This window comes from Tautonia sp. JC769, from assembly GCF_040717455.1.
Classification (GTDB): domain Bacteria; phylum Planctomycetota; class Planctomycetia; order Isosphaerales; family Isosphaeraceae; genus Tautonia.
Genome location: NZ_JBFEFH010000014.1, coordinates 72,035 through 87,449, shown reverse-complemented (window position 1 = coordinate 87,449; position 15,415 = coordinate 72,035). Strand labels below are relative to the sequence as shown.

Sequence of the window (15,415 nt, the reverse complement as noted above, 5' to 3'; positions counted from 1 at the left end):
TCTAGCGGGCGGGGGGCTCGGGTGGCAAATCGGGAGACGACTCGCCTGCGCGGGCCTCGGCGGCGGCGAGGGCGGGGGAGTCGGCGTAGAGGCGTCGGGTCCAGCGGCCGAAGCCCCAGTCGACGAAGCCGGGAGCGATGCGGTTGACGGCGAGGAGCAGGCGACCGCGGGAAGTGAGGGTCAGCTCGCGACGGCCGCGGAGCAAGGCGCGGAGCCCGGCCTCGGCGACGGCGTCGGGGGTCATGCTGCGGTGCGATTCGGTCTTGTAGATCGCGGTGTGGACGACCACGTTGCGCTCGAACCCGGTGGTGGTGAAGCCGGGGTTCAGGAGCATGACGTGGATGCCGTCGATGGCCCACTCGGCGCGGAGGGCCTCGGTCAGGCCGGCGACGGCGAACTTGCTGGCCGAGTATTCGGGGCGGCCGGGCAATCCCCGGCGCGCGACGATCGAGCCGATGTTGAGCAACGAGGGGCGATCGCCCCGGCGGAGCAAGGGCAAGGCCTCTCGGCAGATCTCGGCCAGGGCGAAGACGTTGATCTCGAAGACCTGGCGCAGGACCGACGGGGCATGCGACTCGAACCGCCCGTAGGCCCCGACCCCGGCGGCGTTGATGACCAGGTCGAGCGCACCGTCGAACCGATCGGCCGTGGCGTCCAGGAGCGACCGGCGGGAGTCGGCATCGGTCAGGTCGGCGGGCACGGCGAGAATCCGGTCGGCCGCGGCGCCGGCGGCCCTCAGGTGCTCGACCTCCGTCGCGAGGCGATCGGCCGACCGGCCGGTCACGACGATTCGGGCGCCGTCGGCGGCCAGCAGGCGGGCGAAGGCGGCACCGATTCCCGACGATGCTCCGGTAATCAGGCAACGCGCGGCCTGGAACGAGTCTCGGCGACGGGGCATGGAAGTGACGCACTCCTTGGAGGTCGGGGAGCCCTCGGGCGGTGATCGGAAGCGGATCAGAAGGTCGGATGAGGACGATCGGCGGGCCCGCGATCGATCAGCGGACGAGCGACTCGTCGGCCCCGCCGTGGACCTCGGTCGTGACCAGTCTCGGGTTGCGGCCGAGCGCATTCCAGCCGCCGCCGGCCACCGGGCCTGAGCTGGGCCGACTGATGACCACCCGCGAGGATCGGGAGTTGCTGGTGACCAGATCCGGCTCGCTCGAGACGGACGACCGAGGGGCCTCGGCCCGGGCCACAAGCGAGGGGCTCTGCGTGACGACCCGGCTGGGCAGCTCGCAGACGTCGTCGAGGATCACGGTCTCTCCCGGCACCACATAGGCCGGAGAGGTTCCATAATAGTGGTTGTGCGTGCAACCGGTCGCGAGCGCCAGGCCGGTCAGGGCCAGGGCCAGGCCCGCGGGACCGGGGCGGCGCGACGTCGAGGGGCGTCGCATGGCGATCTCCTGTGCCGAGGGAGGGTCCGCCCCGGGCCGGGTCTCCGAGTAACTGGGCGAGCCTTCCTGCTCGCCCGGTCGTTCACTCGGGTCGATTCCGGGGATCGGCCGGTTCGATTCGGGTCTGGGCCTCGCGTACGGCAGGCTCAACAGGGGGAGATCGGAAGTCGAGGCGGGGCCATCCGGCCGGCGGGCGACTGTACCCGAAGGGTTCGGATCGGCCAACCGGAATTTCCCGAAGCGGTCACGAGTCCTTGATCGCCGGCCTCCGGGCGGCGGGCAAGGCCTGCCGGGCGGCCTCGATCGCCTGCTCGAGCCGATCCCGGATCAACCGGGTCGCGTCCTCGGGCGAGAGGCCGTCGAGCTCCTCGGGGGCGATGCTCGGCGCGAGGTGCAGGCGCATTGGGTGGGGCCGGGGATACTTCCGATCCCGGGGCCACGACTCGAACGTCCCGGCGATGCCGGCCGGGAGGATCGGCACGCGGGCCCGGGTCGCCAACGCGGCGATGCCGGGCTTCAACTCCTGCAAGGTGCCGTCGGGGGAGCGCGTCCCCTCGGGAAAGAAGGTGACGATCCCGCCGGCCTTCAGGCGTCGCAAGGTTTCCTTGAACCCCTGGGAGCCGAAGCCGTCTCGCTGGATCGGGAAGGCGCCGAAGAACCGGAGGGCGCCCCCGAATTTCGGGGAGAAGAGGGACGATCGCGCCACGAAGTTCACCGGGCGACGCACCCCGCTGCCCAGGACCAGGACATCCCAGAAGCTCAGGTGGTTCGAGACGAGCAGGGCCGCTCCGCGCCCCGGGACATTCTCCTGCCCCGAGACCCGGAAGCCGCCGAAGAAGACCATGACGGCCCGGATCATCCATTGCGTCAGTCGATACCCGACCCGTCGGATCCAGGGGCGATCATGTCGGGGGGCGTCGCCCGGGTCGCGACGGCGGGGCGAGGGGGCGGCCGATTCGGGGGCGGTCATGAGAGTGGGGGCTCCGAAAAGGGCGACTCGCCCAGAGAGCAGCGGACCGCGGACTCGACGAGGGTGGCGATCTCGTCGATCGTTCGGCCGGTCGTGTCGAGGACGGCGGCGTCGTCGGCGGCACGCAGGGGGGCGATGGCGCGTTCGGTGTCCTCGGCGTCGCGCCGCTGCTGGTCGCGGAGGACGTCTTCGAAGGAGATGGACTCGCCGCGCTGGAGGAACTCGGCGTGACGGCGGCGGGCCCGCTCGGTCGGATTGGCGGTGAGGAAGAACTTGCACGGGGCGTCGGGGAAGACGATCGTCCCCTGGTCGCGGCCCTCGGTGATCGTGTCGTTCTCGGCGGCGAAGGCCCGCTGCCAGCCGGCCAGGATCTGGCGGACGCGGGGGTTCTGGGCGGCGAAGCGGGTGACTCGCGTGACCTCGACCGTGCGGATGTCTCGGCTCACGTCCCGGCCATCGAGCACGACCTGGCCCGGCGGCAGCGAGACGGTGAGGCGGGCGGCCAGGTCGCCCAGGGCCTCTTCATCGGCCAGGTCGACCCCGGCCCGCAAGGCGGCCAGAGCCACCGAACGGTACATCGCCCCCGTATCGAGCAGCCGCCAGCCGAGCCGGTCGGCCACGATCCGGGCCACCGTGCTCTTGCCCGATCCGGCCGGCCCGTCAATGGTCACCACGCGCCGCATGTGAATCGCCGCTCCTCCCGCCTTGCAGTCCCTCGGTCGCGAACACCGGACCAAGTCTAGCGATTCCGAGGCCGGAGCGGGAGGGATCGGGCCCTCCGCCGGGCCTCGATCGGCGGCCCCCGATGCCGCTTGGCCGGCCGATCAGCGCCGCTGGCGCATGGTGGCGGTGACGATCTTGAGCTGGATGACGTTCGTCAGGTTGTTGCACTGGAGCAGGAACAGGGCGAAGGTGCCGTCGCCTCGCAGTGTCTCGTGGGTGAACTGCGAGAGGGCGTGCAGCTTGATCCGGACGACGCGGTCGAGCAGCTCTCGGAGGCGGCGGGGGTCGTCGGTGTCCATCTGCTCGCGCTCGATCGCGGCCGTCTGTTCGAGGAACAGGTCGAGGCGTTCCTTCTGGACGCGGACGTCCTCCTGGGCCTCGCGTTCCCGGAGCCGCCGCCAGCGGTCCCAGATCAGGTAGGCGCCGGCGGCCAGGGCGAAGAGCAACTCCTTGAGCGCCGAGAGGGATTCGAGCACCGTGGCCGTCCAGCCGAGGTGGTCGAACGGGTCGAAGAACGACCGGGCCGTCGGGTGCATCGGGGCCGGCTGCCAGTCGAGCGCCTGGGACCGGGGGATCAGGTCGGGGAAGTCCCAGGGGCCGATCTCGGAGTAGAGGACGTCGAGGGTCTCCTCGACCAGGCGGGCGGGGGCGTCGGCCCGGGCCGCGAGGAAGGCGGTCGTGGCGATCGTCGGCACCGGCTCGGGGGGGATCCGGGGGGCCTCGCAGAACAGGCCCCTCGGGATGGTGATCGCGTGGTAATGGTAATGGATCAGGGCGATGGCCTCGGCGTCGAGGACCGGGATGAGCACATATTGACCCTCGGCCAGCAGGCGCCGCAGCGCCCGGTTGCTGGAGTTGGTCGTGACGATCGCCGCGTCCAGCTCGTGGTCGAACAGGAGATGTTCGAAACCGACCGACCGGGCGTCGAGTTCCAGGTCGTAGTGGTTGAGCAGGTGGCGGGCGCTGACCTGCATGCCCGACCCCGGCTCCCCGACCGCCACCCGACGGCCCCGGAGATCCTCGATCGTCTCGATCCCCCGGTCGGCCCGGGCGACGACGTGGACGACGTCCGGGAAGAGCGGGGCGATCATCGCCAGGCCTCGCAGCGGGACCGAACCACCCTGGAGGATGGCCAGGTCGGCCCGCCGGCCGGGATCGACATTCAGGAGCAGCTCCCGGCTGGCCAGCGACCCCTCGGACGCGAGGATCTCCGAGGGCCGACCGAGCCGCTCCTCGATCGCCGGCCCGAGCCGCCGGGCGAACTCGTGATAGCGGCCCTCGACCTGCCCGGAGGCGATCCGGAGGGTCCGGGGCAGCCATTCCCGCGTGACGAACCAGGTGGCGGCCGAGCCGATCAGGATCGCGAGCATCGCGTAAGCGACCCCGCGCCGGACCATCCGGGAACGTCGTCGCGCCATCGGTTCGGTCTCGACGGGAAGGGATCGCCTCGCCGATCGGCCGGCCTACGCCGAATGCCCCGCGGGCGAGGGCTCGTCGCTCTCGATCGGCTGGCGGCCGGAGAAGCCCGAATGCAGCTCGTGCCAGTGAGAGACCTCGGACTCGCCGAGCTTCCAGCAGAGGTAGACCTCGCGGCCGTCCTTGAGGCTCGGGAAATCGCAGAGGCCGTTGTGCGCCCCCTTCAGCTCGACGCCGAGCGCCTCCAGCTCGTGCAGGTAGCGCCGGAAGTTCGCCTGCTCGGCGGCGAGTTCCGTGCGGCGGCTCTCCAGCTCGGCGTCGTAGGGGTCGTCGTCGGGCCGGGTGGTCCGCCGGCGATCGAGCACGGGGGTCAGGCGTTGCTCCAGGTCGCTGACGACCTGCCACTGACGCACGATGTCGGCCACGATCGCCCGCACGAGCGGCAGGGCGCGGTTGGCCTCCTCGACCGTGAAATAGCGTCGATCAGGCGGCTCTGATTTCGGTAATGCCATGGCGCGAATCTCGTGCAAGAGGGTCAAACTGACCCGATCGGGCGATCGTGCAACTGGGGCATCGCGGGCGGTTCGGCAAGTTCAGTCTCAGTCGGAAGGCCCGCTTCGAGAGACGCGAGGAGCGCAAGGCGATCGCACCGTCTGCCTCGGCGGGAGTGACATCGTCGTCTGGGGGATGACGTCCACGGACCGACCGTCATCGTCCTCCGGTTCGGGTGGTCTCTCCGTCGTCCTGTGGGGATTCACCTGTCTGCATTATAGAAGGCCGGCCCCGACCCGCAAGATCGCGCCCATCGGCCTTCTCGAAAGAACCGTCGCGTTCAATCATCACCTCGACACGTCCGCAACCGTCGCGTCACGTCCGAGAGGCTCGCCGAGTTCAACACATGCCCGGGACGGAGCCCGGCGCGGCGGGCGACGCCGATGCCGAACTCCAGGTCGTCGAGGCCCCCGGTAGAGTGGGCGTCGGGGTTGATCACGAGCAGGCCCCCCCGATCCCGGGCCCGCCGGGCATGCGCCGCGTCGAGGTCGAGCCGGTGGGGGTTGGCATTGATCTCGATCATCGTGCCGGCCTCGGCCGCGGCGTCGATCACCGCGTCGAGGTCGACCGCATACGCGTCTCGGCGCAGCAAGAGCCGCCCGGACGGGTGGCCGAGCATCGTCACAAGGGGATGCCGGGCCGCCCGGACGATCCGATCGGTCATCACCTCCCGGGCCTGCCCGAAGCTCGAATGGACGCTGGCGACGACGTAATCGAACCCTTCGAGCACCTCGTCCGGGTAGTCGAGCGACCCGTCGGGCAGGATGTCGCACTCGATCCCCTTGAACAGCCGGAAGGCGCGGCCGAACGCCTCATTCAAGGCGTCGATCTCGTCCCACTGGCGGCGGACCCGGTCGATGCTCAGGCCATTGGCGTAGCCGGCCGACCGGGAGTGGTCGGCGATGCCGAGATAGGCCAGGCCGCGCCCCCGGGCGGCCTCGGCCATCTCGAGCAGCGTATTGCCGCCGTCGCTCCAGTCGGTATGGCAATGAAACGTCCCCTTCAGGTCGCCCCGCTCGATCAAGGGGGGGATCGGGCCGCGCTCGGCCAGCTCGAACTCGCCCTGATCCTCCCGCAGCTCGGGGGGGATGAAATGGAGGCCGAGCGCCTCGAACAGCTCGGCCTCGGATCGGCAGGGGACCGGGCCGTCGGGGCCTTCCAGGGCATATTCGTTAAGCCGAAGGTCGCGGGCGATGGCCCGGCGTCGCATGACGATGTTATGCGCCTTCGATCCGGTGAAATAATGCAAGGCGAACGGGAACTGGTCGGGGGTCACCCCCCTCAGGTCGCACTGGACCCCGCCGGCCAGCCGGACGCTCGCCTTGGTCGGGCCGTGGGCGAGCACGCCGGCGACCTCCGGCAGCGCCACGAATCGATCGAGCACCGGCGCGGGGTCGACCGCCGCGAACAGCACGTCGAGGTCGCCGATCGTCTCGACCCGGCGGCGCAGACTCCCGCAGACCTCGACCCGCTCCACCCCCGGGGCCGCTCGGACGGCCTCGACGACCGGCGCCACGAGCCGGAGCGCCGTGCTCTGCAGGATGCGGTCGCCGGCCGACTCGACGAAGTCCAGCCCATCCAGGATCTTCTGCTGCGTCTTCGCCCCGAAGCCCTTCAGCCCGGCGATGGCCCCCGACTCGGCCGCCCGCCGCAGGTCGGCCAGGCTGGTGATGGCCAATGTCTCGTGCAGGACCTTGATCTTCTTCGGCCCGAGGCCCGGCACCCGGAGCAGGGCCACCAGGCCCGGCGGCATCCGCTCGCGGAGCTCCTCCAGGGCGTCGATCCGCCCGGTCGTCACCAGTTGGATGACCTTCGCCTGGATCGTCTCGCCGATGCCGGGCACCTCGTCCAGCTTCCCCGAGGCGATCAGGTCGTGCAGGTCCCCACCGACGCCCCGGACGGCGTCGGCGGCGGTGTGATAGGCCCGGCACCGGAACGGATTCTCTCCCCGGAGTTCCAGGAGCGTACCCATCTCGTCGAGCAGGCGAGCCACGTCGTGAGCGAGCATCGCGAAGGGCCTCGGGAAAACGACGAAGAAACGACGGATCGGACCGCCGACGTCCGCGGTCGATGGTAACGAAATCGAGGCCGATCAGGCAGCCGGAGGATCGGTCCGAGGCCGGGGTCCCGACCCCTCGAGCGGCCGGGCCGACCGCCGCGACGGCCCCCGCGAACGCCGGGGCGGATTGGGGGGGAAATTCCGAGTTGACAGGTTTGCGGGGCCCGAGTATCGTTCGCCGCGTCTTTGGGGCGACGGCACGGAAACCGGGAGAACCGGACCGCGACGATTGCTTCCGGAGATCCGGAGTACGACCCGATGGCTCCGATGCCGGGGTCGGGCGCACACCACGGATTGAGTTTGCTTCCTGAGCGACCGTCCCGCCTTCGACACCCGACGATCCGCCAGGATCGCCGGGGATGCCTCGGCAGCCCTCGGGCAGAACGGACTGGATCGCCACGCGGACCGCGGACGAATTGTCGCCGATCCGCCCGCCGACAATCGCACCAGAGGATGGGTGTGAGACGGGATGAGACGGCGAGCGTTGCAATTGTGAGGTCCGAGCGGGCTACCCCCCGACGCGATCGGACCGAAGGAGTTTCCATGCACCGGATGCGTCACTACGTCGCCGTCATCGGGTTGATCGTTGGATCGACTGCCCTGTTCGGCAGCCCCGCCGAGGCCAACCTGATTCGGACCGACCCGAAGCTCGCCTTCCCAGACGTCCTCGCCGCCGCCATCAACGGTCGTATCGAATACGACTTTGATGAAGCCACCCAGCGGGGCGTGTTGACCATGACCAATACGCCGTGGGAGATCGCCGGCGACGAGACCACCTCGTTCCCGATCGAACACGCCGGCGGCGCCAACAAGTCGCAGAAGCTGGTGCTGAACCTCGACGCCAGCGGCAACGTCGTCGCCGACCCGTCGAACCTGTACGAGCTGTACGGCCGGATCGTCGCGGGCGATCAGACCTTCGAGGGCCTGCTCCTGCAGGGCACCCCGACGAAGTTCGGCTGGCTCGACTTCGGCAGCCCCGAGGCCCCCATCGGCCTCGACATGTTCGACGTCGAGATCGACGTCACCGGCGGCGAACTCGCCCGATACTTCGGCGACACCGCCTACATGGAGTTCACCCCGCTGCTCGAGAGCACCTTCGAGGGGGCGTTCAACAACGACTTCACCGGCCTGAAGCCGGTCAGCAACATCCGCTCCTACAACTCGCCGGAGCCGTTCCCGATCCCCGAGCCGACGACCATCGTCATCCTGCTCAGCGGCGGGGCCGCCCTGCTCTACCACCGGCATCGCCGCCGCATCGTCTCCTGAGTGCGGCCGGCCGATGCGGCCGGGAGGGGCCTCAACCTCCCGGGCCATCGGGACCGAGTGGGTCGAGACCGCGGACCTTGACGACCGACCTGAAAGCCGAACGGCCGACCCGGGCGAGGGGTCGGCCGTTCGGCGTTGGCCCGTCGCGGCGCGATGCGCCAACCGGCGGCAGCGAGGCCGTCCGGCCGGGCGCGTCTCGACGCGGCCCGATCAATCGGCCATGAACGAGGCGGAGAGCTTGCCCAGGGCCTCGTTCTCGATCTGGCGGACCCGCTCGCGGGTCAGGCCGAGCGACTCGCCGATCTCCTTGAGCGTCTTCGGCGGCGCGTCGTTCAGGCCGAACCGCATCCGGAGCACCGTCGCCTCGCGCTTGTCCATCGCGTCGAGCCGGAGCATCACCAGCTTCAGGTTGTCGGCCTCGAGCATCTCCACGTCCGGCGCCCGGGTCCGCTCGTCCATGAGCATCTCGCCCAGGCTCCAGCCGTTCTCGGGCTGATCGGTCTGGGGCACCAGGTTGTAGACCTTGATCGCCTTCTTCACGATCGCCAGCTTCTTCTTCGGCAGCTCGAGCGCCGCGGCGATCTCCTCGACCGTCGGCAGGCGTCCCAGGCGGTCCTGCAGCTCGGCCTGCATCCTGCGCCACTTGCAGAGCAGCTCGACCATGTAGGCCGGGATCCGGATGGGCTTGGCCGTGTTGACCAGGGCCCGCTTGATCGACTGCTTGATCCAGTAGCTGGCATAGGTGCTGAATCGGGTCCCCATCGACGGGTCGAACCCCTCGACGGCCCGGAGCAAGCCGAGGTTCCCCTCTTCGATCAGGTCCTGAAGCGAAAGCCCTTTGCCCGTGTAGTGACGGGCGATGTTCACAACCAGCCGGAGATTGGCGCGGATCATCCGATCCCGAGCGTCCTTGTCTCCCCGAGAGATGCGGTGGGCGAGCTCCTTTTCCTCCTCGGCGCTCAGCAGCCTGACCTCGTTGATCTCCCGGAGATAGGTCTCCAGCGGGCTCTGAACTACGTCGCGTCGGTGTCGTCGAATACGAGCCATGAAGGTCCCTCTCGCGTCGGTCACTCTGGTGCTGCGGTGTGCACCGGACGGTGTCTCTCCCCCCGCCTTCGAGCCGCCGGGGCGCCGCCCCGAATCCGATCGACGGGCCGGCCTCGATCCGCCCGCCCCGATCGCCTTCGCTCGACGCCACCACCGACCCCGCATCCCTCCCTCTCGAACGCCCGGGCCCGGCACCTCAAGTCGCATCACCCCTTGAAGCGGAATGACGCCCCCCGATGCGAGCAGCCTTGCGTTGCGGTCGAGATCGATTCGCGGTTCAGAAACATTATCGTCCAGGAAGAGTGGGAATTTGAAGGGGTCTTGTGAAAATAGGATGCCTGGGAAAACCGCATTGTTCAAGTTGTACCGATTGTGCGGCTTGATCCCGATCTCCCTGGGGCCCGGACGCGGGAGGATCTTGCCTTCGGATCCCGAATTGTCTCGCGAGTGGTCCGCGCAGCGGCGACCGGCACGCGTCGCGTCGCGGTCCCTCGGCGAGCGGCGCCGAATGATCGCGGATTCGCGGGGCGAGGGAGGGGCCGGACCTGGAACGTGATCCCGGATCGCCTCGAAGAGGGTCCCCGTGTGCCACGGATTCGGGGAGGAACCCGAGCCGCAAACCCGGCATGAGGCACGAATCCGGGGACGGACCCGCCGCCCTCGGGGGCGGGCCCCGAGGCAAGTCACCCGGGCAATTCGGTCGGGATGAGGGGGCTGCCCGGAGGCCCGGGGAGGGTCGTTCTTCGTGCCGGAGGCGAGGCGTCGTCGCCGAGCGAACGCGCCCGAATCAGGGGGTCGGGAACGCGACGAAGCCCGCCGATCGCGAGGGCGATCGGCGGGCTTCGGGCGAAGGATCAGCAATCCGAGGCGCTGCGATCAGGCCTTGTCTTCCGTCTCGGCCGATTCGGCCGGGGCTTCGGACTCGGCCGGTTCGGCCGGGGTCTCGGACTCGGTCGATTCGGCCGGTGCGGCCTCCGACTCGGCCGGTTCGGCCGAAGCCTCGGCGGCGGCCGGTTCGGCCGAAGCCTCGGCAGCGGCAGCCGGGGCCTCGGTGCCCGAGGCCTCGCCGGAGTCCTGGCCCCCGAAGGAGAAGAGCGGACCACCGCCACCGAGGCCGCCCTTGAGCTCGGACTTGGCCGAGGACGCGGCGGCGGCGGCGGCAGGGGTGCCGGGGGCGGCCCCTTCGGCCTTCGTCTCCTCGGCCTCGATCTCCTCCTTGCTCCAGCCGGCCTTCTTCTTGGACAGGCCGATCTTGCGCTCGCCGCGGTCGACGCGGAGGATCTTCACCTCGATGTCGTCGCCGACGTTGACGATCTCCTCGGGGCTATCGACCTTGTGCTCGGCCAGCTCCGAGATGTGGAGCAGGCCTTCGAGGCCCGGCTCCAGCTCGACGAAGACGCCGAAGTTGGTCAGCTTGGTGACCTTGCCCACCACCACGTCGCCGGGGTGGTAGCGGTCGGGGATGTCGGTCTCCCACGGGTCCTGCTTGAGCTGCTTCAGACCCAGCGCGATCCGCTTGCGCTCCTGATCGACGTTGAGCACCTGGCAGGAGACCTGCTGGCCCTTCTCGAGCAGCTCGTTCGGGTGGCCGATCTTGCGGGTCCAGCTCATGTCGGAGATGTGCAGGAGCCCGTCGATCCCCTCCTCGATCTCGATGAAGGCGCCGTAGTTCGTCAGGTTGCGGACGGTGCCGTCGACCATCGTGCCCGGCGGGTACTTCTGCGCGACCTGGTCCCAGGGATTCGGCTGGGTCTGCTTCATGCCCAGCGAGATTTCCTGCTTGTCGCGGTTGATGCCCAGGACGACGACCTCGACCTTGTCGCCGATCTGGACCAGCTCGCTCGGGTGATTGATGCGCTTCGTCCAGGACATCTCGGAGATGTGGACGAGCCCCTCGATCCCCTCTTCGAGCTTGACGAAGGCCCCGTAGGACATGACGTTGACGACTTCGCCGGTGACGCGGGCGCCTTCCGGGTACTTCTCGCCGATGTTCTCCCACGGGCTCGGCGACTTCTGCTTCAGGCCCAGGGCGATCTTCTCGCGGTCGCGGTCGACGTTGAGGACCATGACCTCGATCGTGTCGTCGATCCGGACCATGTCGCTCGGGTGGTTGATCCGGCCCCACGACATGTCGGTGATGTGCAGGAGGCCGTCGATGCCGCCCAGGTCGACGAACGCGCCGAAGTCGGCGATGTTCTTGACGACACCCTTGCGGACCTGGCCGATCTCGATCTCCGACAGCAGGGCTTCCTTCTGCCGGGCGCGCTGCTCCTCGATCAGCTTGCGGCGCGAGACGACGATGTTGCGTCGCCCCTCGTCGATCTTGAGGATCATGCACTGGATCTCGGTATCGAGGTAATCCCCGATGTCCGAGGGGCGTCGGATGTCGACCTGGCTGGCCGGCAGGAAGACGTTGACGCCGATGTCGACGAGCAAGCCGCCCTTGATCTTCTTCGTGACGCGGCCGGTGACGACGTCGCCCTCGGCGTGCTTGGAGATGACGTTCTCCCAGGCCCGCATGCGGTGGGCCTTCTTGCGGGAGAGCAGGATCTCGCCGGTGTCGTCGTCCATGCCCTCGAGCAGGACTTCGACCTCGTCGCCCGGTTCGGGGCGGCCCTCGGTCTCATCCCACTCGTTCAGCGGGACGAGCCCCTCGGCCTTGTAGCCGACGTCGACGATCGCCTGGTCGCCGACAATATCGACCACCTTGCCGTGGACGATCGTATTGAGCACATACTCCTGGCCCTCCTCGAGCAGGGCCATCGGGTCCTCCTGGTTCCCGTCCGTGTAGACGGCGGTGGAGAACTCTTCGTCGGAGATATCGAACTCGCGGAGCAGGTTGCGATCTACCATAAAAATAAGGTCGGTCCGGACCGCCCGGCAGCCTCCGTCCGCCCCGGCGCGCGTCGGGTCGGGATCGTTGCCGCCCTGGATGCAAAAGGGAAATCGAAGAGGAGTCAGGTCCCGGCGCCGCGCGCAGACCGGGATTGCGAACGCAACGGGCCATTGTAACCTGCCCCGCCGAGGTCCGGATAGGGGGATTTCGCCGGATCCGGCCGAAGAATCGCCGCGATGCGGGCCAATTCCCGGCTCAATCCGTCATCCAGTCGTCCCGCCCGACCCCGAACCAGGTCGAGGCGGCCCGCATCGCCTCGTCGGGCGAGGCGTGCCAGGTGTCGGAGGCCATCGAACCGTCCTGGGCCTCCACGATGAGCAGGCAGCCGGACTCGCCCGCCTCGATCGCGATGTCGAGCAGGACCGACCGCGTCGGGGTCGGCAACGGCTGGGCGGCGCCGGGGGGGAGCCAGCCGCGATGCGGATGCCCCCCCAGGCGGACCGGCCAGCCCCGGACGCTCAATCGCCGTCCCATCAGGCCGACCGTACGGCCCGGATGAACCGCAAGACGCGATCGCGGTCCTTGCGTCCGGGGCTCGACTCGACCCCGCTGGCGACGTCGACCATCCAGGGCCGGACCCGATCGACCGCCTCGGCGACGTTCTCGGGGGTCAGCCCGCCCGCGAGAATCAGGCGGGGGACGTGCCCGTCCGCTTCGTGGTGGGTCGACAGGAACCGCGAGGTGTTCAGGCGGGCGGCCAGGTGGTCGAGCACCTCGGTCGCAATGGGATGCCCGGTGCCCCCCTGCTGGCCGGGCACGAAGGCATCGATCAGGACGGCATCGGGCGATCCATCAATCTCCGCCGCTTGCACGAGCCAGGCTTCCAGGCGGTCGAGGGACGCACGATCCGCCAACCGGAAGGCCCGGATCACCTGGTACCCGTCCCGCTTCAGGTCGCGGACGGTCTCGGCCGGCTCATCGCCGTGCAACTGGACGATCCGGACCCCGGCGCGTTCCGATTCCCGGACGATCTCCACCGGCAGCCGATCGACGAACAGGCCGACCGGCTCGGCAAGCCCCGCCATCGCGGCGACGAGGACGGGAGCCCGATCCGGGGCGACGTAACGCTTCGAGCCCGGGTGGAAGTTCAGGCCGATCCAGTCGGCCCCGGAGCCGGCCACCATCCGAGCATCGTCGGCGGTGGTCACGCCGCAAATCTTGATGAGCGGTGTGGAGGCGTTAATGTCAACGTCCAATGACAGGGACACGACGGCCATCCTTCAGCGGTTGGCCGTCGTCCATTCCGAGTGCGAAGCGAGCGCGAGCCGCTCAGGAGACGCCCATCTCGGCGAGCGTGGCCTTGAACTTCGCCTCGGGGTTGACCCCGACCAGGCGGCCGACTTCCTTGCCCCCCTGGAAGAAGACGACCGTCGGGATCGACGAGATGCCGAGGCCGCTGGGGGTGTTGTTGTTCTGGTCGGTATCCATTTTGCCGATCTTCACGCGGCCGGAATACTCGTTCGCCAGTTTCTCGATCGTCGGCGCGAGCATCCGGCAGGGACCGCACCAGGGGGCCCAGAAATCGACCACCACAGGGACATCCGAATCGAGAACTTCCGACTGCCAAGTCGCGTCGGTAAACTCTTGGACGTTCCCAGCCATGAGAGAGCCTCGCCGTCTGTAAAGGATGCTCGATCGGAGCCGAACAAAGTCGCGTCCCTCAACTTAGGGATCGCACGGGAGCCATTATAAATTGACAAAGAAGCGAGTCAACCGACGGGAGCGATCGCCCTCCCGGCCGGAGGGACGCCCTCCCCTCGAGCCGAAGGCCCCCGCCCCGCCCGATCCCGCGGCCGATGCAACCGACTGGCGCGACTGGCTCGACCCCCGTCGCGTCGGCTGGCTGACCCTGATGCTGCTCTTCGTTCCCATCGGCATCGGCTTGCGGATCGCCGGGGTGGGTGAGACCTGGCAGTTCATCACGGCCGGCCTGGCGATCATCCCCCTGGCCGGCCTGATGGGGGAGTCGACCGAGCACCTCGCCCACCGGCTCGGGCCGGGGATCGGCGGGCTCCTGAACGCCACCTTCGGCAACGCGGCCGAGCTGATCATCGCCCTGTTCGCCCTCTACCGCGGCTTCGACGAGGTCGTCAAGGCGTCGATCACCGGGTCGATCATCGGCAACCTCCTGCTCGTCATGGGGGCGAGCCTGCTCGCCGGCGGCCTGCGTTGGCCCCGGCAGCAGTTCAACCGGACGGCCGCCGGGGTCGGCTCCACCATGATGGTGCTGGCCGCCTTCGGCATGCTGATCCCGGCCATCTTCTACGCCCTGCCCGAGGTCGTCCAGGTCGCCCAGCAGGAGGGCCAGGGCCGGCGCCTGATGCTCGAACACGAGCTGAGCGTGGGCGTCTGCCTCATCCTGATGGCGACGTACGTGCTCTACCTCATCTTCAGCCTGAAGACGCATCAGGACCTGTTCAATCCCGCCGCCGAGGGAGGTTCCTCCGACGAGGGCCTGCACGGCCACGGCCACGGCTGGAGCATGAGGCGGTCGGTCGGAACCTTGCTCGTGGCCACGACCTTCGTGGCGATCATGAGCGAGATCCTCATCGGCGCCGTCGAGCACACGACCCAGTCGTTCGGCCTCAGCGAGGTGTTCGTCGGCGTGATCGTCGTGGCGATCGTCGGCAACGCGGCCGAGCACTCGACGGCCATCCTGGTGGCGATGAAGAACAAGATGGACCTGTCGGTCGGCATCGCGATCGGCTCGGCCCTGCAAATCGCCCTGTTCGTCGCGCCGGTCCTGGTCTTCGCGAGTTATCTCCGCGAGGAGCCGATGGACCTGCTCTTCACCACCCTCGAGATCGTGGCCGTCCTGCTCGCCGTCTTCATCGCCCGGATGGTGGCCGAGGACGGCGAGTCGAACTGGCTGGAAGGGGCCATGCTCCTGATGATCTACGCCATCCTCGCCGTCGCCTTCTTCGTCCTGCCGGCCGGCGAGGGGGGGCACGGGACCGAGGGGGACCACCCCGCCCCTGCGGCCGAGTCCGCGGCCCTTGAAGGAGGCTGACCCGTCGCCTCGGAAGAAAAGGTCAGGGATGGCCACCCGTCGGGGAGGCCATCCCGGGGCCGTGCGGCGTGCGGCGGCGCGA

Annotated in this window: 14 protein-coding genes; 2 read left to right on the top strand and 12 right to left on the bottom strand. The window is 69.0% G+C overall.

Annotated elements, in window-relative coordinates:
• Position 1: 1 nt before the first annotated feature.
• The 7 genes from AB1L88_RS15020 to polX form a co-directional block, all read right to left on the bottom strand.
• A complete protein-coding gene (locus AB1L88_RS15020) occupies positions 2-898 on the bottom strand; it encodes an SDR family NAD(P)-dependent oxidoreductase (RefSeq protein WP_367097488.1) in 897 nt (298 codons plus the stop codon).
• A gap of 97 nt (positions 899-995) precedes the next feature.
• On the bottom strand, positions 996-1,394 hold the full coding sequence (locus AB1L88_RS15015) for a hypothetical protein (RefSeq protein WP_367097487.1): 399 nt from the start codon (positions 1,392-1,394) through the stop codon (positions 996-998).
• 244 nt (positions 1,395-1,638) lie between these two features.
• On the bottom strand, positions 1,639-2,364 hold the full coding sequence (locus AB1L88_RS15010) for a lysophospholipid acyltransferase family protein (protein WP_367097486.1): 726 nt from the start codon (positions 2,362-2,364) through the stop codon (positions 1,639-1,641).
• The gene (gene cmk, locus AB1L88_RS15005) at positions 2,361-3,047 is read right to left on the bottom strand and encodes a (d)CMP kinase (RefSeq protein ID WP_367097485.1); all 687 of its coding nucleotides are present in this window, start codon (positions 3,045-3,047) and stop codon (positions 2,361-2,363) included. Before cmk ends, AB1L88_RS15010 begins: the two co-directional genes overlap by 4 nt.
• Before the next feature lie 141 nt (positions 3,048-3,188).
• Positions 3,189-4,505: a TAXI family TRAP transporter solute-binding subunit gene (locus AB1L88_RS15000; RefSeq protein ID WP_367097484.1), complete on the bottom strand. Its 1,317-nt coding sequence runs from the start codon at positions 4,503-4,505 to the stop codon at positions 3,189-3,191.
• Between the two features lie 45 nt (positions 4,506-4,550).
• Positions 4,551-5,015 carry a DUF2203 domain-containing protein gene (locus AB1L88_RS14995; RefSeq protein WP_367097483.1) on the bottom strand — a complete coding sequence of 155 codons (465 nt, stop codon included), beginning with the start codon at positions 5,013-5,015 and terminating at the stop codon, positions 4,551-4,553.
• 320 nt (positions 5,016-5,335) lie between these two features.
• Positions 5,336-7,063 (bottom strand): DNA polymerase/3'-5' exonuclease PolX, encoded by a 1,728-nt coding sequence (gene polX, locus AB1L88_RS14990; RefSeq protein WP_367097482.1) that lies wholly within the window; start codon positions 7,061-7,063, stop codon positions 5,336-5,338.
• Between the two features lie 594 nt (positions 7,064-7,657).
• On the opposite strand from polX, the gene AB1L88_RS14985 reads away from it, so the two are divergent.
• Positions 7,658-8,380: a PEP-CTERM sorting domain-containing protein gene (locus AB1L88_RS14985; protein ID WP_367097481.1), complete on the top strand. Its 723-nt coding sequence runs from the start codon at positions 7,658-7,660 to the stop codon at positions 8,378-8,380.
• Between the two features lie 210 nt (positions 8,381-8,590).
• Here AB1L88_RS14985 and AB1L88_RS14980 read toward each other — a convergent pair whose 3' ends face one another.
• The 5 genes from AB1L88_RS14980 to trxA form a co-directional block, all read right to left on the bottom strand.
• Entirely contained in the window at positions 8,591-9,427 is an 837-nt protein-coding gene (locus AB1L88_RS14980) for an RNA polymerase sigma factor RpoD/SigA (protein WP_152053169.1), read from the bottom strand.
• Positions 9,428-10,303: 876 nt separating this feature from the next.
• A complete protein-coding gene (locus tag AB1L88_RS14975; RefSeq protein WP_367097480.1) occupies positions 10,304-12,280 on the bottom strand; it encodes a 30S ribosomal protein S1 in 1,977 nt (658 codons plus the stop codon).
• Positions 12,281-12,518: 238 nt separating this feature from the next.
• Positions 12,519-12,797, bottom strand: a complete 279-nt coding sequence (locus AB1L88_RS14970) for a hypothetical protein (RefSeq protein ID WP_367097479.1) — start codon at positions 12,795-12,797, stop codon at positions 12,519-12,521.
• Positions 12,797-13,531: a phosphoribosylanthranilate isomerase gene (locus AB1L88_RS14965; protein WP_367097478.1), complete on the bottom strand. Its 735-nt coding sequence runs from the start codon at positions 13,529-13,531 to the stop codon at positions 12,797-12,799. Before AB1L88_RS14965 ends, AB1L88_RS14970 begins: the two co-directional genes overlap by 1 nt.
• Positions 13,532-13,592: 61 nt before the next feature.
• Positions 13,593-13,925 (bottom strand): thioredoxin, encoded by a 333-nt coding sequence (gene trxA / locus AB1L88_RS14960; protein WP_169977077.1) that lies wholly within the window; start codon positions 13,923-13,925, stop codon positions 13,593-13,595.
• A gap of 91 nt (positions 13,926-14,016) precedes the next feature.
• Between trxA and cax the strand changes: the two genes are divergently transcribed.
• On the top strand, positions 14,017-15,333 hold the full coding sequence (gene cax / locus AB1L88_RS14955; RefSeq protein ID WP_367097477.1) for a calcium/proton exchanger: 1,317 nt from the start codon (positions 14,017-14,019) through the stop codon (positions 15,331-15,333).
• Positions 15,334-15,415: the final 82 nt, after the last annotated feature.